We start from the raw sequence: 22,652 nt of genomic DNA on the forward strand, positions 1-22,652 counted from the left end.
TGACACCACCTCATCGGCGATGCCGCTCTCACGTGGCCGTGTCACATGGTGGCGGCGCCGGCGCTCGATTCGTCGGACCGTACGCGGTCGATGGCGACGACGAGCGAGATGACCATCGCCTCGAGGGTGTCATCGACGATATCGACCTCGTAGGTGTCGGCCCAGCTCAACAGTTTTCGATGGATCCGCGCCACCTCGTGGTTCGCCCGGAACACCGAGAAGTTCATGTCCCACCAGTCGCCGGAGACGCTCAGCGCAGCGCCGTCGACGGAGTACTTCGGCCTGAAGAAGCTGAACTCCTTGCGGATCGTGGCGACTAGCCCGACGCCCTCCATCTCGACGGTGAACCGCGGCAGAAAACTGAGCGCGGTCTTGGTGATCTGCGCGACCGCCGCATCCGCCGCCGTGGTGACGGTGAACCGTTTCGGGATCTGCATGAAGCTCCCACGCACGTAGTAGCGGGGTTGCTGAAGTTCGTCGAACACCGTGAACTTCTCGCCGACCGAGAAGACCTTCTGCTTGATGAACAGCCTGGACACGTCGCAACCTTCCGCCGGGGTGGTGCCCACCCTAGCCAGACAACCCACGCAGGTCACGGTGCCCGCCGGCCGACCATTCCTGAAGAGCCGCGTCGCCGCTTGCGCGTACACCTCACTCTGCCCGGTGCGAGTTCGGCGGGGCCTGGCGATGCCGCATAGAGCGAGAGCTCCCGTGGCACTATGCCTGCATGGGTCGCATGTGTCTGTGGTTGATGTTCCTGGGTTGTGTCATCGGGCTGCTGGCAGTAGCACTCTTTGAGGGACTGATGGGACCGGGCGACGGCGAGTACCTCGCCATCTCCTCGGTCACTGCAGGCAGTACCACTGTCTCGGAGCCGATGAGGTACGCGGTGATCGGTTTGGTGGGCGCGGCCGTGGGAGCAGTCGCGGGGGGTGTACTCCATCTGGCCGGTGCACGAGTGCAGCCACGACGTCGTGTCGGGCTCACCGCGGCGGTCGGTCTTGTCGCCTGCGCGGTGGGAGTGCTGCCCGCCATGGTCGCGGCGGCCACGGTGACGGATCTCCCCGACGGCCTACATCCGCTGGTGCTGTACGCGGTCTGTGGTGCAGTCGGTTACGGCCTCGCGATCGCAGGGGTATATGTCGCATTGCGTATGGTCGGCGATCAAGCAGCGCGCGCCACAGCCCGTGCCGTCGCTCTCCTGTTACCGGTGGGGGCGCTGATCGCGACCGTTGTCGGGGTGGTGAGTGCCTGGGCGTTGGGCTTCTCCACTGTCACCTCGACATGGGTAGTCGCGACAGCCCTGGTCATTCTGACCCTCAGTGTCACCTTCGCGATTTCCCGTGCAATCGTTCTACGTCAGCAGCGACCGGAATGACGAAGCGCGACAACCGTCGACACGACTAGCCACAACACAGACTCCTCGACACGACGGGGCGCCCAGCCGACCAGATCAGTCGGGCTGGGCGCCGCAGTTCGAGCGTCGACGCGCTCAGTGCGCGCCGAGGGGAGCGTGCCCGAGGAACTCGAGGATCGACTGGCGTCGACGCTGGTACTCCTCGGTGAACTGTGCCTGCGGATCGCGCGGGTTCTCGATGGTGATCACGTCGGCAACGCTCGCGGGTCGATGGGTCAAAAGCACCACTCGATCGGCAAGGAGCAGCGCTTCGTCGACGTCGTGGGTGACGAACAGAATGGTCATGCGGGTCTGCTCCCAGACCGAGATGAGGAGTTGCTGCATGTCGAGTCGGGTTTGGGCGTCAAGCGCGCCGAACGGTTCGTCCATCAGCATGACCAGCGGATCGCAGGCGAATGTGCGTGCAAGCTGCACGCGCTGACGCATGCCACCCGACAGGCGGCTCGGCAGATGGTCGAGGTAGGCGCTCAGACCGACCTGCTCGAGATACGTCGCAGCCTTCTGCTTCGCCTCGGCGCGTCCGAGTCCGCGTAGCCGCAGCGGGAACTGCACGTTCTTGGCCGCGGTACGCCACGGGAAGAGCGCATCCTCCTGGAAGACCATCGCGCAGTGGGCGTCGTTGCCTGTGACCGGACGGCCGTTGACGGTGGCCTCGCCGCTCATCGGGGTCAGGAGTCCGGCGAGGGCGCGCAGGATCGTCGACTTGCCACAGCCCGACGGTCCAAGGAAGACGACGACCTCACCGGGCTCGATGTCGAGTGTGACGTCGGCGGCCACCTTGCCGTCGAATCCCAGTTGGAGTCGATCGAGGTTGACGGCGGCGCCGGGTCCGTCGTTGCTGACGGGGATGTCGCTGGTGAACCTCGCCTGGATTGCTGCGGCGCGGGCTGCGGCCGAGCGGCGTCGTGCTTCGGTGTTGTGTGCCATCGGATTGCGCTTCCTGTGTGATGAGTTCGTGTGGGCGAGTAGCGGTGTCGTCAGTGCTTGGCGCGCGGCAGCCAGTGGTTGATGCGGCGACCGATCATCTCGACGATCCATGCGGTGATCAGCCCGAGCGCCCCGATGGAGAGCATGCCGACGACGACTCCCGCGTAGTCGAGCAGTCCGTAGGCCTGCCACGTGTAGTAGCCGATGCCGAACTGTCCGGAGATCATCTCGGCGCTGACGACACAGATCCACGCGACGCCCATCGCGACGGACAGTCCCGAGAAGATTCCCGGTAGTGCGCCCGGCAGGACGACCTGGCGCAGGATCGTCGCGCGACCTGCGCCCATGGTGTAGGCCGCCTCCTGCCACACCTTGGGCAGCGAGTCCATCGCGTGGATGGTGCTGACGAGCACGGGGAAGAACGCCGCGAAGAAGGTGATGAAGACGATGCCCTGTTCACTCGACGGGAACAGCAGGATGGTCAGCGGGACGAGCGCGATTGCCGGGATCGGTCGGACGATCTCGATGAACGGGCGCAACGTCTTTCGAGCGACGTCGGAGCGTCCGATGAGCATGCCCAGGGCGACGCCGACGATCGCTGCCAGAGCGAAGCCGAGCAGAATGCGCTGCAGACTGGCCAGCAGGTCCTCGTAGTAGGCGCTCGACCCGAGTCGTTCGCCGAAGCTGTCGAGCACCGCCGCCGGAGTGGGCATCCGGTTGAATCGCAGCCACGCGACCACCTGGTTCTCGGTGAGCAGATCCCAGACGACGATGAAGGCGGCAATCGGGATGAGCGGCAACAGGATCGAGGCGGCAAGCTTTCGGGCCCGCGCGGCGTCGACGATGCCCCGCCGGGATGCGGGTGGCTCGACCTGCGGTGTCGTCGGTGATGCGGTCACGGTGCGCGTTTCGTCATCAGTGATCGGGGACGGGGCGGTAGCGGGTACTGACGATGCCATGGTGTGTGTGGGTTCCTTCCTTGAGGTGCGGGGCTCGGTGCGTACGCGGTCAGTCGGTGGTGACCGACTGCGACACCGCGGTCCGATAGTCGATGGGGGCGGTTCCGGGGTGGCTGCGCCGGTAATCGGCAGCGCCGGCCTGAGTCGCGAACGGCAGGTAGCGGGCGCTGGCCTGTGCTGCCGGGTCGACCAGCCAGGTCGCGTGGTCGGCGAACAGCTTGGTGCCGGTCACGGCGTCGGGAACGTAGACGGCGCGGGGTGTGCGCGAGGGTGTGTCGGCAACTCGACGTAGCAGGCAGCTCGGTGTGGCGGCAGGCACCGTGTGGTCGTCGCCGGAGAACCACACCTCGGAGGCCGTTGCCGGGTCGCCGACCGGAAGCCTGCACAGCTCGTCGGTGCCGGTGAGCGGCGTCGGGTTGGCCAGGTTGTCGCGGTGGGCGGTGTACGACGCTCCGAGCGTGTCACGTACGGCCGACTCGTTGATGAAACCGTCGATGTCGAAGTCCTTCGTCACGGACTTGCGCTTGACCAGGAACTTCTTGACCTGCTGCAGCGACTCACGGAACTGCGGCTTGATCGGGAGGTCGAAGGAGACGAGGCCGTTGGGCCCGTTGTAGAGGTAGGCGACCTCGGGTTCGATGCCGGTGATCGTGCTGAGGCGTTGGGCCGCCTGCAGGGGCCGGGTGCGCAGGTAGTCGGTGGTCCTCGACATCGCCGTCACGAACGCCGAGATCACTTCGGGGTGCGCACCGGCGAACTGCTTGCGGGTGACGACGCCGTGGAAGGTCGGGACACCGTTGTCGCCGCCGTCGTAGAGCAACCGGCCTTGGTTGCGGAAGACGACGAGCTGCGGCCACGGAACGAATTGTGCGAGTGCATCGACCTGGCCGCCCTCGATGGCCGCGGCGCCGATCGACGGATCCTGGTTCGCCACGTGCACGTCGTCGGAGGACATGCCCGCCTTCTGCAGCGCGGTGGAGAACATCCCGTCGCCCGCCGAGCCGAGGCTGGTGGACACGCTCTCACCCTTCAGGTCCGCCAGCGTCGTGGCCGTCGACGAGGTCGGTACGACGACCTGGTTGAGCGAGCCGCGCAGGTTGTATCCGGTGGTCGCGATGAACTCCGTCGCGGCGTCGTCGTACTTGCGGGTCTTGGAGCCGTTGGTCAGCAACGGATAGTCGCCCATCGACCCGATGTCGACGTGGGTGGCGATCATCGCCGCGGTCAGCGGAGCGCCGGAGGAGAAGTCCTGCCAGACGACGCGATACTTGGTCCCGCTCTTCTTGCCGGCGTCGGAGAGAGCCTTCTCGAACTCTCCGCGGTCGCGCATGAGGGTGCCGGCGTTGACGGTGTTGATGGTCTTGGACTGGTAGCCGACGTTGACGGTCACGGTCTCGCCGCCTACCGCCGCGCAGCCGGAGAGCATGCCCGACAGGGCAGCGCCGGCGGTGATGGCCGCGACTGCCAGGCGACCACGAGTACGGACTCGGGATGCCGGTGCGGTGCTGCTGTGACCTTGCGACGTGGTGCTCTTGGACATGCAACAAGACTCGGAGGATTCTGTTACAACCGGGCGACTCACCATTGCACCTCGGTTAAGCCACCAGGTCAGCGGGTTGCGCCACCCTGCAAACCCGCCCAGCACATCGGTTCTTTCTCTCGAATCCGTTGGTACGCAGTTTGTTTCGTGTACACGGTGCCGACACAGCCGAGTCGACGACGGTCAGTTACGCACGCGGACAACACGATTACGCAGGCTGTCGGGTTGGCGCAGAACAGTGATCCTGCGAGAGAGTGGAGGGGTGCCCGACAATGAGATGAGCGAGAGTTCCGAGCAGACGTCGCACGAACCGGATTACCGATTCACGCTGGCAAACGAGCGTACATTCCTGGCCTGGCAACGCACCGCTCTCGGCCTGCTCGCGGCCGCCGTGGCCGCTCTGCAATTCCTGCCGGACCCGACGCATCCCGCGTTCCGGTACGGGCTCGGCCTGTCACTCGGCGTCCTCGCCGTCATCGTCTCCGCGGGTGGCATGCGCCGCTGGCGCGACAACGACCGCGCGATCCGCGGCGACCGACCGCTACCGCGAACGCCACTCATCGCGGTCCTCGGTATCGCGCTTGTGGTCATCGGGGTGGTCGCGGTCGTCACCGCGCTGATCTTCGCGTTGGTATGACCGGCTCCGATCCCGACTCCGTTCCCGCTTGCGGCGCCGCCTGCGGCCCTGACCCTGGCACCGACCCTGACCACGGAGCCGACGGCGGTCTGCAGGCCGAGCGCACCGATCTTTCGTGGAGCAGGACGTCGATCGCCATCATCGTCAACGGTCTGTTGGTGGCCGGCCGCGACGTACTGCGTCCTGACGCATCACCGACCCCCTTCGTCTATGCACTGGCGGGGGTCGCCGCCGTCGCCGCCCTCGTGGTCGCCGTTGTCGGGCGACGGCGCCGTCGCGCCCTCGCGGATCGATCCGTGCCTCTGCACCGGGCCGACACCCTGGCCATCACGACGACAGGCGCCGCGGTGATGGTCACGATCGTCGTGCTCATCACCGCGGCGCTCTTGTGAGTCCCTGCCGGGGTGGGTTGAGACGGCCCGCCGGGCCGGTCGGACTCAGTTGGCGGAATCCGGAGCGCTCAGCCGGGCATGCAGAATGGCCGACGAGTCGTTGAGGCCGGTGAGTCGAACGCGTTTTCCATTGCGCCGGAAGCGTTCACAGACGCCGTCGAGTGCCGCGACGCTGGTTGCGTCCCAGATATGTGCCTGCGACAGGTCGAGTTCGACATCTGTCGCTGCGCAGGCGTAGTCGAATCTCTCGACGAGTACGCTGCTGGACGCGAAGAACAGTGAACCGGTGAGCCGGTGCACACACCGCGATTGATCAGCATCGTCGGGGTCGTCGTGGTGCTCATGATCACTGACGGCTGCGCTGGTGGATTGCCGTCGCACGAAGATCGCGCACGCGCACACCACGCCTGCGATTACCCCCAGCGCCAGGTTGTGTGTCACCACCGTGACGACGACGGTGATCAGCATCGTCGCGGATTCACCGATCGGCATCCGGCGCAGCGTGCTCGGCGCGATCGAACGCCAGTCCATCGTCGCCACTGACACCATGATCATCACCGCGACGAGGGCCGCCATCGGAATGGCGGCCAACACCGGGCTGAAGAAGGCGAGCATGCACAGCAGCGCCACTCCGGCCACGAATGTCGAGATGCGGGTTCGAGCACCGCAGGTCTTCACGTTCATGATGGTCTGCCCGATCATCGCGCAGCCACCCATGCCACCGAAGAAGCCGACGACGATGTTCGACACCCCCTGCCCCCAACTCTCGCGTCGGGGATTCGACGGCGTCTCGGTGATCTCGTCGACGATGCGCTCGGTGATCAGCGATTCGAGCAGTCCGACCAGCGCGACCGCCAGTGCATAGGGAGCGATGATGCGTACCGTCTCCCAGGTCATCGGCACATTCGGCAGACCGGGTATCGGCAGCCCGGACGAGACATCGCCCTCGTCCGCCACCCGCGGGACGCTCAGTGAGAACACGACGGCCGCGCCGGTGAGCAACGCGGTGGCGATCAGTGGTGCCGGGATCACGGTCGTGATCCTGGGCAGCAGGATCATCAGCGCCAGACCGGCCGCAACCATGGGATAGACCAGCCACGGTACCCCGACGAGGTGCGGCACCTGCGCGGTGAAGATCAGGATCGCCAGTGCGTTGACAAAGCCCGTCATCACGCTCTGCGGAATGAACCGCATCATCTTGGCCACCCCCGCGAACGCGAGAACGATCTGGAGGATGCCGGCCGCGATCACGGTGACGATCAGGTAGTCGACGCCATGATCACGTACCACCGGGGCGACGACGAGCGCGACCGAACCGGCCGCCGCCGACACCATCGCCGGCCGGCCCCCGACAACGGCGATCGTCATCGCGAAGATGAACGACGTGAACAGTCCGACGGCGGGACCCACCCCGGCGATGATCGAGAAGGAGATGGTCTCGGGGATCAACGCGAGTGCGGTGACGAGGCCGGCAAAGACCTCGGTGCGCAGCAGTCGCGGATCCCGCAGGGCGGCCATCACCGAGATCTGCCGCCGGTGAGGCTCGGCTTCCCGGCGTGGCACGGTTGATGCCTGGTCATCGGTCACGGACATCGCCGGCTCCTCCTCGGATCTCGATGTGGTCGTTCTGGCTCGTTGGTGTTCTTGCTCGTTCGCGGGTAGTTCGGCTCTGTCGTTGCTAGCTGTGTTGTTGCCCGGCTGTCCGGTTGCCCGGCTGTCCGGTTGCTCGGTGTGGTGGACGAGCTGCGTCGGCGGCGTTGCCGTGGAGCCATAGGTGATGACACGCCAACGCCGGTGGAGTCCCCAGGAGCGGGGCTCCACCGGCGGTCGACGTCAGGCCGAGACGGTCTCGAACGTGCGCTGTGGCACGAAGTCGAGAGGTGCGCCCGGCGGGATCAGTTCCTCGCGCTCGATGCTCTCGTTGTACTCACGGATCACCCGGTGCGCGTGCTGCATGACCCACCACCGGACGAAGGTCTGGTTGACGGCTTCACGCTCCTTGGGATCCTCGAGCAAGTTGATGATACGCGCGAACCCGAGCGGGATTTCCGGGTCGTGGAAGTGCTGCTGACGGACGAAGCTGATCTTGAACTGCAGCCACTTGACCGCGTGCAGCTCGTCGTTGAGCCAGACCATGCTCGCCTCACGCGCCGATTTGTCTGCGCCGGCAAAGAATTCACGCTGGTCGATCCCGTCGATGAGGCGATCGTCGGGGATCTCGCAGTCCGCGAAACGCAACAGGGTGGTGAACATGTCTGTGACGTGGACCATTTCGTTGCTCTCACGTGGCTTGACTCTCCCCGGCCACCGAATCAGGGCCGGAGTACGGATCCCGCCTTCGGCCGAACTGAAGTAGGAGCCGTCGAAGAATCCCGCGGTGCCGCGACCCGCGAGGTGATCCTCCGGACCGTTGTCTCCCGCGAAGACGACGATCGTGTTGTCGGCGATGCCGAGCTCGTCGAGTTCATCGAGCAGACTCTGGAAGTCGTGGTCGAGCATCAGCAGGGCGTCGCCCCAGTCGCCGTTGTCGCTCTTGCCCTTGAACTCCTCGCGCACCTCGATGGGGAAGTGCAGCAGCGAGTGGTTGTGGTAGAGGAAGAACGGCTTGTCGTCGGCGACGGCCTTGCGCATGAAGTTCTTTGCGCGACGGTCGTATTCGGCATCCATACGGCCCTTCAGCTCGACGGTCAGCTGCTCGTCGGTTGCGATCACGCCGCCCGACTTGGTGCCGTCGTACAAGTAGGACCAGCCGTCCCGGTCGCCGTCGTACCAGGGATCGTCGGGCCACAGGCATTCGTCGTAGGTGCGTGCGGGACCGTAGAACTCGTCGAATCCGTGATCGGTCGGCCAGCGTCCGTCCTCGGCGCCGATGTGCCACTTGCCGTAGCAGGCGGTTGCGTAGCCTGCGTCCGACAGGATGTCGCCCATGGTGCGTTCCCAGGCGACGAGGCCGCCCGCGTTACCGCCGAGTGCGATGGTGTGGTTGCCCGAGCGGATCGGATAGCGACCCGTCATGAGTGCCGAACGCGTTGGGGTGCATTGCGGTTCGACGACGAAGTGCGACAGCTTCAGCGAGTCGCCTGCAAAGGAGTCGATGTTCTTGGTGTCGGCGCCGCGCAGGATGCCGCCGCCGTAGCAACCGAGCTCGCCGAGCCCGAGGTTGTCGACGTGGAAGTAGACGATGTTCGGCTGCTTCTGGGGTGATTCGGACATGGGTGATCCTCATTTCTCTTTCATTGGGTGTTCTCGACTCGTCCCGCACAGGCGCGGGACCGTCAGTCGGTCTTATAGGCGGGTAACTGTCAGCGCTGCAGGCGCGGAGTCACGGACGTGAGCGAGACCCGGTCCGAGCGATAGCGCACGGATTCGAGATCGAACGGGGTGCCGTCCTCGAGAAAGGTGAGACGGTGCATCAGCAACACCGGTGAGCCGGGTCGGACGTCGAGTAGACGTGCGGTTCCCGTATCAGCCGCAACGGCTTCGACTGTGTTCTCGGCTTGTCCGAGCCGTACGCCGAGACGCTCCTCGAGGAGCCCGAACACGTCCTCCTCGACGAGGTTCGCTCCATCGAGGGCGTCGATCGCCTCAGGCCGCAACGACGTGGTGTCGAGCGACAACGGCACCGTCGCGACGGTGCGAAGCCGTTCGATGAACAGGATCGGGCTTCCTTCAGGGACAGCGAGTTTGGTCGCGACGAACGGCGTTGCCGTCGACTCGCGGGCCGAGAGCACCTTGTTCTCGACGGTGAGCTGATGTCCGGCAAGCGATTCCGCGAGACCTTCGAGTCGGTCGATACGCTGCCGGAGTTTGGCTCCGGTGACGAAGGTGCCTGCGCCCTGCACCCGGGTGATGAGACCTTCGGCACGAAGAAGATCAAGCGCTTCGCGGATGGCGTTGCGGCTGACCCCGAGTTCCTTGGCCAGCTGGTTCTCGGGCGGCAGGAGTGGTCGCGGTGCGGCCAGTCCGCCGAACACGCCATCGAGAATCTGGGTGCGCAGGACATCGCGCACCCAGCGTGCGGCGTCCTCGCGTGTTCCGGCGTACTTCCGCACCTGCGGGCGCGGGAAGTCTTTCGGAGCTATCCGTGGTCTCGATGGCATGTGTCTATGGTGGGGTTCGCTCATTCCGGACTATTTGCCATGGAATTATCCGTTTGTTACGCCAGTATTTCTACTCCCAATGCGCTGGCCAGCGGGTTTTGTTCGGCGCAAGCGTCGAGAAACGCCACCTGCATCCGTGCTGCCACGACAACGCGACCCCGGTTCGCGCCGGATAGGGGCGCGAACCGGGGTCGGGTCGAGGCTGATCTGGGTCAGCCGGTGTGTGTTCAGGTGGGCTCAGATATCCAGGAACCGTTCGTCCTTCGCGTTGCGGACGATGAAGCCGCGGCGGGCATCGACGTCTTCGCCCATCAGGATCGAGAACAACTCGTCGGCCAGAGCGGCGTCGGACAGCGTGAGTCGCCGCAGTATTCGCGTCTCGGGATCCATCGTGGTCTCCCACAGTTCGGACGGATTCATCTCACCGAGACCTTTGTAGCGCTGGATGGCACTGTCGGACGGCAGCTTTCGCCCCTCCTCCCGGCCACGTGCAACGATCTCATCGCGCTGGCGATCGGAATAGGCGTAGTCCGGCTGGCCCTTCTGCCACTTGATCTTGTAGAGGGGAGGTGCCGCCAGGTAGACGTGACCCTGCTCAATCAGCGGGCGCATGAAGCGAAACAGCAGGGTGAGCAGGAGCGTCGAGATGTGTTGTCCGTCGACGTCGGCATCGGCCATCAGGACGATCTTGTGATAACGCAGCTTGGCGAGATCGAACTCGTCATGGATGCCGGTACCGAGTGCCGTGATGATCGCCTGCACCTCGGTGTTCTTCAAGACGCGATCGATGCGAGCCTTCTCGACGTTGATGATCTTGCCGCGCAACGGAAGTATCGCCTGGTACATCGAGTCACGTCCGGATTTCGCGCTACCTCCCGCCGAGTCCCCTTCGACGATGAACAGTTCGCCACGTTCGGCGTCACTGCTGCGGCAGTCTGCCAGCTTGCCGGGCAGTCCGCCGAGGCTACCTGCTGTCTTGCGGCGCACCAGTTCCCGCGCCCGTCGAGCAGCGGTACGTGCTTGTGCCGACGCCGCGGCCTTGGTGAGAACCGTCTTGGCTTCGGCGGGGTTGGCGTCGAACCACTCGGCGAGTTGTTCGTAGCAGATCCGTTGCACGAACGAGCGGATCTCGCTGTTGCCCAACCGAGTCTTCGTCTGCCCCTCGAACTGCGGGTCGGCGACCTTCACCGACACGATCGCAGCGAGTCCTTCGCGGATGTCGTCGCCGGTGAGGTTGGGCTCCTTCTCCTTGAGGACCTTCAGCGTCCTGGCGTACTTGTTCACCACCGTCGTCAACGCCGCGCGAAAACCCTCTTCGTGGACTCCACCCTCGTGGGTGTTGATGGTATTGGCGAAGGTGTGGACCGACTCCGAGTATCCCGAATTCCATTGCAGCGCAACCTCGAGTTCATGGCCGGGGGCTCGGCCGATGAACCCGATGACAGATGGATGCAGCGGGGTTCTGCTGCGGTTCACATGCGCCACGAAGTCGACGAGTCCGTCGGGGTAGCAGAATCGGCTGCGCTCGCCGTCGCGCTCGTCGAACAGGATGATCTCGAGTCCACTGTTGAGGAAGGCCATCTCCTGTAGACGTTGTGCCACCGTCTCGCGGTCGAGCTCGATGGTCTCGAAGACGTCTGGGTCCGGCCAGAATCGTACGGTGGTACCGGTGTCGCGTGTCGCCGCGCCGCGCGTCAGGGTGCGCGGCACCGACCTCTCGTACGTCTGCGACCATTCGTAGCCGTCCCGGCTGATGTCGACCTCGAGTCGTGTCGACAAGGCGTTCACCACCGAGACACCGACCCCGTGCAAGCCACCGGACACCGCGTACGCGCCGCCCTCGGCGTCGAACTTGCCACCGGCGTGCAGCTGCGTCATGACGACGTCGACCGTCGGAATTCCCGTGGCGTGCATGGCTACGGGGATACCCCGCCCGTTGTCGCTGACCTCTGCGCCGCCGTCGGCCAGCAGAGTCACCTCGACACGCGTCGCATGACCGGCCATCGCTTCGTCGACGCCGTTGTCGATGACCTCCCACAGCATGTGGTGCAGGCCGCGCGCACTCGTCGACCCGATGTACATGCCCGGGCGCTTACGCACCACGTCGAGGCCTTCGAGAATCGTGATCGAGTCGGCTCCGTAGGCCCCGGAATCGGCCGGTGTGTTGTGTTCTGGGCGCATGGTGTTTTCTGTGCGCATGGTGTGGTCAGGGCGCATGGTGGTGGTCACGTGTCAGCCTTCGCGGACGACGCAACGGAAGCCGATATGGCTGGTGGAGGCGTCCTCGGTGTGGCTCTGTCGCGCCGACGGCCGGTACCGCACACAGTAATTCGGTGCACACAGATGCGATCCGCCCTTGATGGTGCGGCGTGCGAAGCGTTCGACGCCATGCCCGGTGTCGACGGCCGCGCGTTGCACCGGGTTTCGGGGTATGCAGCACGTGCTCGCGGGCGCGACGTTCTTGTCTCCCGCAGCGTGATCGGTGGTGTAGTGATCGCAGGTCCACTCCCACACGTTGCCGATGACGTCGACCAGTCCATAGCCATTGGGACGGAAGCGTCCGACCGGCGAGGTGCGGGAGTAGCCGTCCTCTTCAGTGTTCTGCCAAGGGAATTCGCCGTACCAGGTGTTGGCTGCTGGTCGTCCGTGCGGGTGGAGTTCATCGCCCCAGGCATACGGTTTACGGTCGAGTCCCCCGCGGGCCGCGTACTCCCATTCCGCCTCGGTGGGCAGTTCCTTGCCCGCCCACGCGGCGTACGCCTGGGCGTCGGCATAGGACACATGCGTGACGGGGTGCCTGTTCCTGGCACCGACATTGCTCCCGGGCCCCTCCGGGTGCTCCCAATCGGCCCCCGGCACATACGACCACCACCGGCGATAATCGTCGAGCGGCACCGGTCCCGGTGGCGGCGTGAACACCATCGATCCCGCGCGCAGGAGCGTCGGATCGGCGTCGGGGTAGTCGTCCGGATCCGGTTCACGCGCCGCAGTGGTCACGTATCCGGTGTCGCGAACGAACCGCCGGAACTCGGCGACCGTCACGGGGTGGGTGTCGATCCAGAAGCCGTCGACCGCAACCTGGTGGACGGGTCGCTCTTCCGGGTAGAAGTCGTCAGAACCCATCCAGAAGACGCCGGAGGGGATGTAGGCCATGTTCTTTCGCGCGCGCACCGCAGCGGCAGGTACCTGTGTCTCGACGAGCATGGGGCCATGCTGCCAAGCTCGTCGTTTCGTGGCGTTACCCTGCGTATTACGCCACCTCGTCGCACGTGAACCGGCTGGTCACACCCGCTCGGGTGGCGCAATGACCGCCATTCCGCCACCCGCGTGGCGTCGACATTTCTGCCGTGACACGCGCTCGTGCCCGGGGTATCGCAGACAGGGGCGGGTCCCACGCGGGCGCGGCCCGGTTCTGGCGCGTCACGCGCAGAACGATCTCGCAGCTGCACTCGGCGCGATCCGCTTGGCGTTGTCGCTCTCGTCAGAGCAGATCGTCGAGGCGCCCGGTTGGCACGTGGATCCAGCCCTCACGCTGAGCGATCGGCGTGTCGAACTCGTCGGGCAGTGTGGTCGCACCGAGGCTCGCTGCCCGCGCGATGAGCGCCGTGATGACGGCGTCAAACGCGTTGTCGTCGTGCCTCATCAGGTTTACGTGTGGTCCGAGGTCCAGCCATGGTGCCGCCGCCTGGAGATCTGCGCAGAGAATCTGCAGCACAGCACGATTGCCCGATCTTTTGTATCCGCGGGACGTCAGCCCCCAGTGTTTCAGCGCACCGGCCGGATATGCCTCCACAGCCCAGCCGTCGACGCGGTCGGTGACCCCGAGATCGGCGAGCAACCCCGCACATCGGAAGGCCACGTGTGCGATCTGATCGGCCGACACGCTCAGCGGCCTGCCAAGGCCGTGCTCCACCAGGTACATGTCGGTGCGACGGTATGCCAGTGGGCGTCGTCGTGCGATGTCGTCGAGTCGCGAGCCGGCCGCCGTGGTGCCGCGATGGTGTCCCGCGACGAAGTCGACGAAGGCCTCCGGCCATCCGAACGGCGAGTCGATACCGCACCTGTCAGATTCCTCGACAAGCTCGCGGATCGTCGAATCAGCTGCGGGAGTGACCAACTCGCGCAGACGCGCGTCGTGTCCGCGCCACTCGACGACGGCGACGGCTGTCGACGCAGGCGACGCCGAGAGGTCGACGCCTGCGGTGAGCACGCTCAGATGTTCCCGTCGAGGAACTCCGCGTACGCGGGAAGGTCGAGTTGGCCGTGGCCGGACAGCCCGATCACGACGACCTGCTCGGCAGGGTTGTCGGCGACCTGACGGGCGCATGCGGCGATGGCGTGAGTGGACTCGGGCGCAGGTACGATGCCCTGCGTGCGCGCGAACTGCACTCCCGCAGCGAAGGCGTCGTGCTGGTCGATTGCGACACCCTCCACCAGTCCGAGCTCGACGGTGTGGCTCAGCGCCGGCGCCATGCCGTGGTAGCGCAGGCCGCCTGCGTGGATGGGATCTGGTACGAAATCCATTCCGAGAGTGTGCATCTTGAGCAGCGGCGTGAGTCCTGCGACGTCGCCGTGGTCGTAGCGGTATTCCCCCTGCGTGATCGACGGACACGCTGCCGGCTCCGCCGCGATCACACGCGGCTCCGAACGACCGTGCAACTTCTCACGGAGGAACGGGAACGAGAGCCCAGCGAGGTTGGAACCGCCTCCCGCGCAACCGAATACGAAGTCGGCACCGCCCGGCTCTACCGCAACGAGCTGTTCGACGGCCTCCTGGCCGATCACGCTCTGATGCAGCACAACGTGATTGAGCACGCTGCCGAGCGCGTAGCGCGCATCGGGATCACCGGCAGCGACCTCGACGGCCTCACTGACAGCCATTCCGAGGCTGCCGGTGGTGTCGGGCGTCTTCTCCAGGATCGCGCGACCGGACTCCGTCAGCGTGGACGGGCTGGAGTGAATGGTGCCGCCGTAGGTTCGGATCAGGTAACCGCGGTAGGGCTTCGACTCATACGAAGCGCGCACCTGCCAGACCTCGACGTCGATGCCGAACTGGGCTCCCGCGAAGGCCAGTGCACTGCCCCACTGACCTGCGCCGGTCTCGGTGGTGAGCTTGCGAACACCGTCGACGCTGTTGTAATACGCTTGCGCGACAGCGGAATTGGTTTTGTGTGAGCCGACCGGGCTGACACCCTCATACTTGACGTAGATGCGGGCGCCGGTGTTGAGCGACTCCTCGAAACGCCGCGCCCGGATCAGCGGCGAAGGCCTCCACATCTTGTAGATCTCGCGGACCGGCTCGGGAATCTCGATGTAGGGCTCGGTCGAGACCTCCTGCGCAATCAGACCGCTCGGGAACAGCGCGACGAGATCGTCGGGACCGACGGGCTCCTTGGTACCGGGATGCAGATGCGGCGGGATCGGCTCGGACAGTTCCGCCGCGAGGTTGTACCAGTGCGTCGGCACGTCCACGGTGATGAGGTCCGGGTTGCTCACGTCCACGTGCATCGTCATGCGAACACTGTAGACGGAGCGCTGCGCGCTCCGCGTCCCGGTTTTGTCGCTCGACGTCGGGCCGGGGGCTCAGCGGCGCGCGGGGCTCGTTGGCGTGCCGGGTGCTCGGCGGCGTGCGGGGGCTGGGCGGCACACCGGGGGTTCAGCGGCGCGCCGGGGCTGCGGGGCGGTCCTTCCGCTAGAAGTTTCCCAGGGAAGGAGCGTTTCCCCTGGTTTCTGCGCGCGGCCGCGGGCGCGGGCCGCGTTTCCCCTAGAAGTTTCCCGCGGAAGGAACTCTTCCCCTACTCTCTGACCCCTTCCCGAGAAGTTCCCCGCGGAAACGACCAGGACCCGCGGAAACAGCCCTTCCCCCACTTTCAGCACTCTGGGCCGAGTCCCCGGCAGCCCGGGCCGTTCTTCCGCTAGAAGTTTCCAGCGGAAGGAGCGCTTCCCCGGATTTCTGCGCGCGGCCGCGGGCGCGGGCCGCGTTTCCCCTAGAAGTTTCCCGCGGAAGGAACTCTTCCCCCACTTTCTGCACGCGGCTGCGTGCCCGCGGACCCGCACCCGCCCCGACCCGACCACCCGCCCCCGGTGTCACACGAAAAGGCGGGGACCGGCACCAGCGCCGGTCCCCGCCTCGCGGCAGCGGGATGTCAGTCCCGGGAGCCGCTGGGCTCCGACCACTTCCAGTCGCGCACCTCGGGCAGGTCCTCGAAGTGTTCGCGGACGTAGTCGTGGTGCCGGGCGAGCTGGGTGTTGCAGAACTCCACCAGCTCTTCGGCCTTCTCCGGTGCGCGACGGGCACGACGCAGCGCCTCGATCACCAGGTGGTAGCGGCTCATCTTGTTGAGCACCACCATGTCGAACGGTGTGGTGGTGGTGCCCTGCTCGGAGAAGCCCCGCACGTGGAAGCGCCCCGGATGGGTCCGACCGTGCACCAGCTGGTGGATCGCGCGCGGGTAGCCGTGGAATCCGAAGACCACGTCGACGTCGCGGGTGAACAAGTCGGTGAACTTGTCCTCCGGCAGTCCGTGCGGGTGGTCGTTCTGCGGCAGCAGCACCATCAGATCCATCACATTCACCACGCGTACCCGCAGGTAGGGGACCCATTCGCGCAGCAGTTGGGCCGCGGCCAGGATCTCCTGGGTCGGCACGTCGCCTGCGCAGGCGAGCACGATGTCCGGCAGCTCGCCCGGCGCGTTCTCGGTGCCCGCCCAGTCCCAGATCGACGCACCGGCAGCGGCCTGCTTGTTGGCCTCCTCCAGCGAGAGGTACTGCAGGTGGGGCTGCTTGTCGACGACGATCAGGTTGACGTGATCACGGCTGCGGAAGCAGTGATCCGAGATCGAGAGCAGGGTGTTGGAGTCCGGCGGCAGCCACACGCGGACGATCTCGGGAGACAGCGGGAGTACGAGGTCGATGAGCCCCGGGCCCTGGTGCGAGAAGCCGTTGTGGTCGTTACGCCAGCAGGTCGAGGTCAGCAGGATGTTCAGCGACGCGACCGGTTCGCGCCACGGCAAGGTTGTCGCGTGCTGCAGCCACTTGGTGTGCTGCACGACCATCGACGCGCTGACCATGGCGAATGCCTCGTACGTGGCGAACAGTCCGTGTCGGCCGGTCAGCGTGTATCCCTCCAGCCAGCCCTGGCACAGGTGCTCGCTGAGTACCTCCATCACTCGGCCCGACGCCGACAGATTGTCGTCGAAGTCCTTGAGCGGCAGCTGCCATGCTCTGTCGGTGACCTCGAAGACCGCCTGCAGCCGGTTACTGGCCGTCTCGTCGGGGCAGAACAACCGGAAGGTGCCGCCACCGTCGTCGTCGGAGTTCTGCTTGTAGATGTCCCGCATGAACTCGCCGAGCACACGCGTCGTCTCGAACAGAACGTCACCGGGCTCGGTGATGTCAAGTGCGTACTGCTCGATCGGCGGCAGTCGCAGCGGGGAAAGCAGTCGACCGCCGTTCGCGTATGGGCTCGATCCCATGCGCAGATCGCCGGCCGGCGCCAGCGATGCGATCGATTCGACGATGTCGCCGTCCTCGTCGAATATCTCCTCGGGCTTGTACGACTTGAGCCACTTCTCGAGGATCTCGAGGTGCTCTGGATTCTCCCGTACCCCCGACAACGGCACCTGGTGAGCCCAGTGTGTGCCCTCGATCTTCTTGCCGTCGACCTCCTTCGGGCCCGTCCAGCCCTTCGGCGTACGCATCACGATGGCGGGCCAGTGGGTGTCGGGCAGTGGTGAATCAGCACCGGAACCCCGTGCCTCCGACTGGATTTCGACGATGCGGCGTCGAGCCTCGACGATGGCGGCGCGCAGATCGGTGAAGACCTGTGCCGGGTCGTCGCCCTCGACGAACGTCGGCATCCACCCCTGCCCGCGCAGGTAGTCGGTGACCTCGGCGTCGGTGCTGCGTCCGAGAACCGTCGGACCGGCGATCTTGGCCTCGTTGAGATGCAGGATCGGCAGCACGGCGCCATCGCGTGCGGCGTTGAGGAACGCAGGGATCTTCCACGACCCCGATAACGGGCCGGTCTCGGCCTCGCCGTCACCGATGACGCAGGCGACCGTGAGGTCGGGATGGTCATAGGCGGCGCCAGCGGCGTGGACCAGCGCGTAGCCGAGTTCGCCGCCCTCGTGGATGCTGCCCGGCGTCTGCACACTCACATGGCTGGGGATACCACCGGGAGTGGAGAACTGCCTGCACAGTGCGCGAACTCCCTCGGCATCACGGGAGATGCGCGGGTAGATCTCGGTGTAGGTTCCCTCGAGATAGGTGTTCGCGACGAGCGCGGGGCCGCCGTGTCCCGGACCGGTGATATAGAGCCACGGGGTCTCGGACTCCTTGATGATGCGATTGAGCACCGTGTAGATCGCCGAGAGTCCCGGGCTGGTTCCCCAGTGCCCGAGGAGGCGTGGCTTGATGTGATCGCGTGTGAGCGGCTCACGGAGCAGGACATTCTCCTGCAGATAGATCTGGGCAACGGTGAGATAGTTCGCTGCTGCCCACCATCGCAGGTCGGCGTCGAGATCCGCCTGCTGGTATGCGCGCTGCTGGGTGGAGACCTCGGTCATGCGGGTTCCCTTCGAACTCGTCGACTCCTGATGGTGCTCTTGCCACTCCCCCTTCCCTCCGTTCTACGCGGACGTCGCGCGTCGCGACGGGTCTTCACCGTTTATTCGCTCAGAGTGTTACCCGAAAGTGGTGTGGGCGTCGTGCGTGCGTTCGGCAAACTCACTCGGGTAACCGGTAGACCTGCCGCGGACGGCCCGTGGTGCCGTAGTGCAGCGACATCGAGAGCCTTCCGCTGTCGACGAGTGCGGCCAGGTGACGTCGGGCCGTCGCGGGTGAGACTCCGACCCGTGTCGAGACGTCGTCGGCGAACATCGTCGTTCCCGCGGTGAACTGGCCGAGAATCTTCTGCTCCGTGTGCGAGCCGCCGTCCCCGCCGCGCCCCGAAGGACGCCCACCGCCGCGCATGGCGGCGAGTGCGGCGTCCACGGCGAGCTGGTCGACGTGCTCGGCGGCGAGCGTACGGCGGTAGTGCGCGTAGCCGGCGAGGCGTCGTGCGAGTTCGGTGTCGTCGAAGGGTTTGATGAGATAGGTGAGCGCACCGGCGCGTAGCGCGCGCCGCACGGCGTCGGCGTCCGTCTCTGCCCCGGCGATGAAACAGTCGATTTCCAACTCGCCGAGGAGATCGATCCCCGAGCCGTCGGGCAGGTGCACGTCGAGGAGGACCAGATCGGTCTCGGGGTATCGCTCGAGTGCTTCACGGGCCTGCGCCACCGAGCCAGCCGTCGCGGTGACGCGAAATCCCTTCAGCGCGGTGACGATCGCGGCGTGAAGTCCGGCGACGCGAAAGTCGTCGTCGACGATCAGGACACCGAGTTCGCTCATCGGCTCGCCACGGATCCCTCGAACACGCCCGGCAGTCGAGCGACGATCACCGCACCACCCCACAGGTTCTCGGTCCGCGCACGACGATCACCGCCCGGATCGACAACGACGATGTCGCCGCCCAGCCGCCGGGCCAGTTGTCGGGATAGCGCCAGTCCCATCCCGCGCCCACCCGGTACCGACGAGGTGTCGTTGGTGGTGACGCCGTCGGCAAAGATCATCGAAGGGTCGTCGAATCGGATGCCCGGCCCCGAATCCGCCACCGTCACCAACAATTCGTCCCCCTCGGTGATCAGATCGACCTCGACGCGTGGCCGGGTGCCTGCCTCACCACCCTGGCGTCGGCTTTCCGACGACGCCGCGTCGATCGCGTTGTCGACGAGATTACCGACCACCGTCGTGACGGTGATCGGATCGGTCAGCGATCCCCGCACCCAGGTCTGATCACCGAGGCCGAGCATGACGCCGCGCTCCCTGGCGTGCGAGGCCTTGGCGTCCAGGAATGCCGCGAGATGGGGTTCCTGAACGTTCTCGACTCCATCGAGCCCCACATGGCCTGCGCCGCCGGTCAATTCGGCGAGATAGCTACGCGCTTCGTCGACGTGTCCGCGACTGAGCAGGCCGGCGAGCACGTGGAACCGATTGGCGGTCTCGTGACGCTGCGCACGCAGCGCCGTGCTCATCGCTGCGATCGAATCGATCTCCCGCGTCAACTCCTCGACGTCGGTGCGGTCGATGATCGATGCGACGATGCCGAGGTCCCGCCCGTCGATGTCGACGCGGTGAGAGGACACGAGCACGATGCGGTCGCCGACGGTCGCGGCCACCGGGTCGTGTGTCGGTGTCTGCAGCACCACGCGGATACGATCACTGAGACCGAGCGCGTCGAGGTGGGTGCCGACGTCGTCGGTGATCTCGAGTAGCTGCCGCGCCTTGTCGTTGATCACGCGCACGACACCCGCACTGTCGACCGCCAGCACTCCGTCGGCCATCGCATGTAGTACCGCACCCTGGTCTCGGACGAGCTCCGCGAGTTCGTCGGGTTCGAGCCCGAGAGTCAGTCGTTGCCACCGCCGTGCCAGGAGGATCGATCCGACCGCACCGACCGCCAGTGCGATCAGCGCGATCACCACGGTGGCCCCGATCGAACGACGCGTCGCCGCTGCGAGGTCCTCGGTCGAGACGCCGACACTCACCACACCGACCACGCGCCCGTCGACGACGGGAACCTTCGCGCGCACCGACTCACCGAGGGTCCCCCTGTCAGTGGTGATGTCGGGTTGGCCGGAGAGCGCTTTACTCGGATCTGTCGAGACGTGCTTGCCGACCTCGGCTGGGTCGGGGTGGGACAAGCGAATACCGTCAGCGTTGGCGACGACGACGAACAGCGCACCCGTACGCTCCCGTACGGCAGCAGCCTGCCGCTGCACGGGACCGTTCACCCGAGCGAGCGCGTCGAGCCCTGTGCTGTCGCTGGCGGCGACCTCTCTGACCGTGTCGCGATCCACGGCCACAGACTGCGCGATCGCCAGTGCCCGCTGTGCGTATTCGTCACGGCTCCTGTCGTCGGCGCCTGCGATGACAACGCCGAAGCCGACGCCGAGGCTCACTGCGATCACCGAGAGTTGTAGCAGGAGAACCTGCGTCCGGAGTCGCATCCCTAGAGCCTAGGCGTCGGCAACGAGGTCATGGGCGACCTCAGAACGGGATCGCTCCGATCGCGACTCCCACACCGAGCATCGTCACCGAGACCAGCGCCGCGCGCCACAGAACCTTCTTGTGGTGGTCGGCGAGCGAGACCCCCGCGAGCGCGACGAGCAGCAAGATCGCGGGTACCAGCGGGCTCTGCATGTGCACGGTCTGCCCGGTGATCGACGCGCGCGCCATCTCGGCGGGGTCGATACCGTAGCGCGAGGCGGTTTCGGAAAGGACCGGCAGCACACCGTAATAGAACGCATCGTTACTCATCAGGAATGTCAGCGGCATCGACAGGATTCCGACGACGATCGCCATGTGCGGGCCCATCGATTCGGGGATTCCATCTGCCATCCAGTGCGCGATGGCGTCGACCATCCCGGTCCCGCTGAAGACCCCCGTCAGAACGGCGGCAGCGAGCACCATCGCCACCACGGACACGATGCTCGAACTGTGTCGGGTGATGGCCTCCTGCTGATCTTTGAGATGGGGGAAGTTGATCGCCAACGCGAGCGCCGCGAAGATCATGAACAGGACGGGAATCGCGACGACGTCTGCTCCGAGAATCGCCAGCAGCGCAACCGTGAGCGCCGCGTTGACCCAGACGAGCCTGGGGCGCAGAGTCTTTCGGTTCGGATCAAGGACGCCGGTGAAGGCGGACTCCCCCGAGCCGCTGCCTGCGTCGGACGCGGGAACGTCATCGCCAGAACTGGTGGTGGCATCGCTGCGTGTGGCGACGGGAAGGTCCCTTGTGCCGGGCTCGTCCGACACGGTGGAACGCGAGTACGTCGACGTCGGGTCGTCGGCTCCGAGACCGGTCGAGCCCGAGGTGCGCTCCTTCCTGTTGCCGACCACGGGACCCCTACCCGAACCGCCGGCGCCTGCCGACACCGGCTCCTCGCGGGGCCTGAGGATCGATCCGTTGATCTCGAGGCGTCCGATCCGGCGCCGCTCGAGCACCCCGAGGTGATAGGCGAAGCCGAGCACGACGAGCAGTGCGGCACCGAGTGCAGGCAGCATCGGCAAGAAGATGTCGTTGGTGTCGATCTTCAGAGCGCTTGCGGCCCTGGCCGTCGGCCCGCCCCACGGAAGGATGTTCATCGTGCCGTTTGCGAGGCCCGCGACCACGGTGAGCACAACCGGACTCACACCGAGTTTCAGGTAGAGCGGCAACAGCGCGGCGGTGGTGATGATGAATGTCGTCGAACCGTCGCCGTCGAGTGAGACGATCATCGCGAGGACCGCCGTACCGACGACCAGTCGGGCAGGATCATGCCCCACCATGCGGACCACGAACCGCACGATCGGATCGAAGAGCCCGACGTCGATCATGATGCCGAAGAAGATGATCGCGAAGAACAGCATCGCCGCGGTGGGCGCGAGTTCTTTGATCCCGTCGGTGATCATGTCGCTGATCCCGAGTCCGGCCCCCGCGAACAAACCGAACGCGACCGGAACGAGAATCAGTGCCACCACCGGTGTCGCGCGTTTGGTGATGATGAGGAACATGAACGTGGCGACCATCGCCAACCCGAGTGCTACCAACATTGCCGTGCTCTTTCTCGTGTCCTACACGAGCGGTGTGTCGCCCGTTA

General features: G+C 65.8%; 18 protein-coding genes. 3 read left to right on the forward strand and 15 right to left on the reverse strand.

From position 1 onward, the window contains the following. Positions 1-41 precede the first annotated feature (41 nt). Complete coding sequence (locus GOACH_RS18630; RefSeq protein WP_005178166.1) at positions 42-539, reverse strand: LURP-one-related/scramblase family protein; 498 nt, start codon at positions 537-539, stop codon at positions 42-44. A gap of 188 nt (positions 540-727) precedes the next feature. Between GOACH_RS18630 and GOACH_RS18635 the strand changes: the two genes are divergently transcribed. Beyond that, positions 728-1,378, forward strand: coding sequence for a hypothetical protein (locus GOACH_RS18635; protein ID WP_005178172.1), 651 nt, complete (start codon positions 728-730; stop codon positions 1,376-1,378). A 114-nt stretch (positions 1,379-1,492) separates the two neighbouring features. Here GOACH_RS18635 and GOACH_RS18640 read toward each other — a convergent pair whose 3' ends face one another. From GOACH_RS18640 to GOACH_RS18650, 3 genes are read right to left on the reverse strand one after another with little or no spacing between them, the layout of a single operon-like run. Continuing rightward, the gene (locus tag GOACH_RS18640; RefSeq protein WP_005178174.1) at positions 1,493-2,344 is read right to left on the reverse strand and encodes an ABC transporter ATP-binding protein; all 852 of its coding nucleotides are present in this window, start codon (positions 2,342-2,344) and stop codon (positions 1,493-1,495) included. Positions 2,345-2,394: 50 nt separating this feature from the next. Further along, positions 2,395-3,303, reverse strand: a complete 909-nt coding sequence (locus GOACH_RS18645; protein ID WP_005178177.1) for an ABC transporter permease — start codon at positions 3,301-3,303, stop codon at positions 2,395-2,397. A 49-nt stretch (positions 3,304-3,352) separates the two neighbouring features. Continuing rightward, positions 3,353-4,843 (reverse strand): ABC transporter substrate-binding protein, encoded by a 1,491-nt coding sequence (locus tag GOACH_RS18650; RefSeq protein ID WP_005178178.1) that lies wholly within the window; start codon positions 4,841-4,843, stop codon positions 3,353-3,355. Between the two features lie 277 nt (positions 4,844-5,120). Here GOACH_RS18650 and GOACH_RS18655 point away from each other — a divergent pair, with 277 nt between their 5' ends. Then, the gene (locus GOACH_RS18655; RefSeq protein WP_040519126.1) at positions 5,121-5,480 is read left to right on the forward strand and encodes a YidH family protein; all 360 of its coding nucleotides are present in this window, start codon (positions 5,121-5,123) and stop codon (positions 5,478-5,480) included. Further along, on the forward strand, positions 5,477-5,872 hold the full coding sequence (locus GOACH_RS18660; RefSeq protein ID WP_005178183.1) for a DUF202 domain-containing protein: 396 nt from the start codon (positions 5,477-5,479) through the stop codon (positions 5,870-5,872). The genes GOACH_RS18655 and GOACH_RS18660 overlap by 4 nt, the downstream gene beginning before the upstream one ends. A gap of 45 nt (positions 5,873-5,917) precedes the next feature. On the opposite strand, the gene GOACH_RS18665 is transcribed toward GOACH_RS18660, so the two are convergent. From GOACH_RS18665 to GOACH_RS18715, 11 genes are all read right to left on the reverse strand, one after another. Next, positions 5,918-7,465: a SulP family inorganic anion transporter gene (locus tag GOACH_RS18665; RefSeq protein WP_005178185.1), complete on the reverse strand. Its 1,548-nt coding sequence runs from the start codon at positions 7,463-7,465 to the stop codon at positions 5,918-5,920. A gap of 240 nt (positions 7,466-7,705) precedes the next feature. Beyond that, complete coding sequence (locus tag GOACH_RS18670; protein ID WP_005178188.1) at positions 7,706-9,085, reverse strand: arylsulfatase; 1,380 nt, start codon at positions 9,083-9,085, stop codon at positions 7,706-7,708. An 89-nt stretch (positions 9,086-9,174) separates the two neighbouring features. After that, entirely contained in the window at positions 9,175-9,972 is a 798-nt protein-coding gene (locus GOACH_RS18675; protein WP_245551956.1) for a GntR family transcriptional regulator, read from the reverse strand. 237 nt (positions 9,973-10,209) lie between these two features. Next, positions 10,210-12,153: a DNA topoisomerase (ATP-hydrolyzing) subunit B gene (gene gyrB, locus GOACH_RS18680; RefSeq protein ID WP_052004072.1), complete on the reverse strand. Its 1,944-nt coding sequence runs from the start codon at positions 12,151-12,153 to the stop codon at positions 10,210-10,212. Between the two features lie 51 nt (positions 12,154-12,204). Next, positions 12,205-13,176, reverse strand: coding sequence for a formylglycine-generating enzyme family protein (locus GOACH_RS18685; RefSeq protein WP_005178193.1), 972 nt, complete (start codon positions 13,174-13,176; stop codon positions 12,205-12,207). Between the two features lie 277 nt (positions 13,177-13,453). Further along, complete coding sequence (locus GOACH_RS18690; protein WP_005178195.1) at positions 13,454-14,182, reverse strand: DUF429 domain-containing protein; 729 nt, start codon at positions 14,180-14,182, stop codon at positions 13,454-13,456. A gap of 2 nt (positions 14,183-14,184) precedes the next feature. Next, a complete protein-coding gene (locus tag GOACH_RS18695) occupies positions 14,185-15,486 on the reverse strand; it encodes a TrpB-like pyridoxal phosphate-dependent enzyme (protein WP_005178197.1) in 1,302 nt (433 codons plus the stop codon). A 632-nt stretch (positions 15,487-16,118) separates the two neighbouring features. After that, positions 16,119-18,539 carry a phosphoketolase family protein gene (locus tag GOACH_RS18700; RefSeq protein WP_005178199.1) on the reverse strand — a complete coding sequence of 807 codons (2,421 nt, stop codon included), beginning with the start codon at positions 18,537-18,539 and terminating at the stop codon, positions 16,119-16,121. 160 nt (positions 18,540-18,699) lie between these two features. After that, entirely contained in the window at positions 18,700-19,362 is a 663-nt protein-coding gene (locus GOACH_RS18705) for a response regulator (protein ID WP_005178200.1), read from the reverse strand. Beyond that, entirely contained in the window at positions 19,359-21,020 is a 1,662-nt protein-coding gene (locus tag GOACH_RS18710) for a sensor histidine kinase (RefSeq protein ID WP_005178201.1), read from the reverse strand. Before GOACH_RS18710 ends, GOACH_RS18705 begins: the two co-directional genes overlap by 4 nt. A gap of 40 nt (positions 21,021-21,060) precedes the next feature. Further along, complete coding sequence (locus tag GOACH_RS18715) at positions 21,061-22,605, reverse strand: CitMHS family transporter (protein WP_005178208.1); 1,545 nt, start codon at positions 22,603-22,605, stop codon at positions 21,061-21,063. Positions 22,606-22,652: the final 47 nt, after the last annotated feature.

This window comes from Gordonia aichiensis NBRC 108223 (assembly GCF_000332975.1).
GTDB classification, from domain to species: domain Bacteria; phylum Actinomycetota; class Actinomycetes; order Mycobacteriales; family Mycobacteriaceae; genus Gordonia; species Gordonia aichiensis.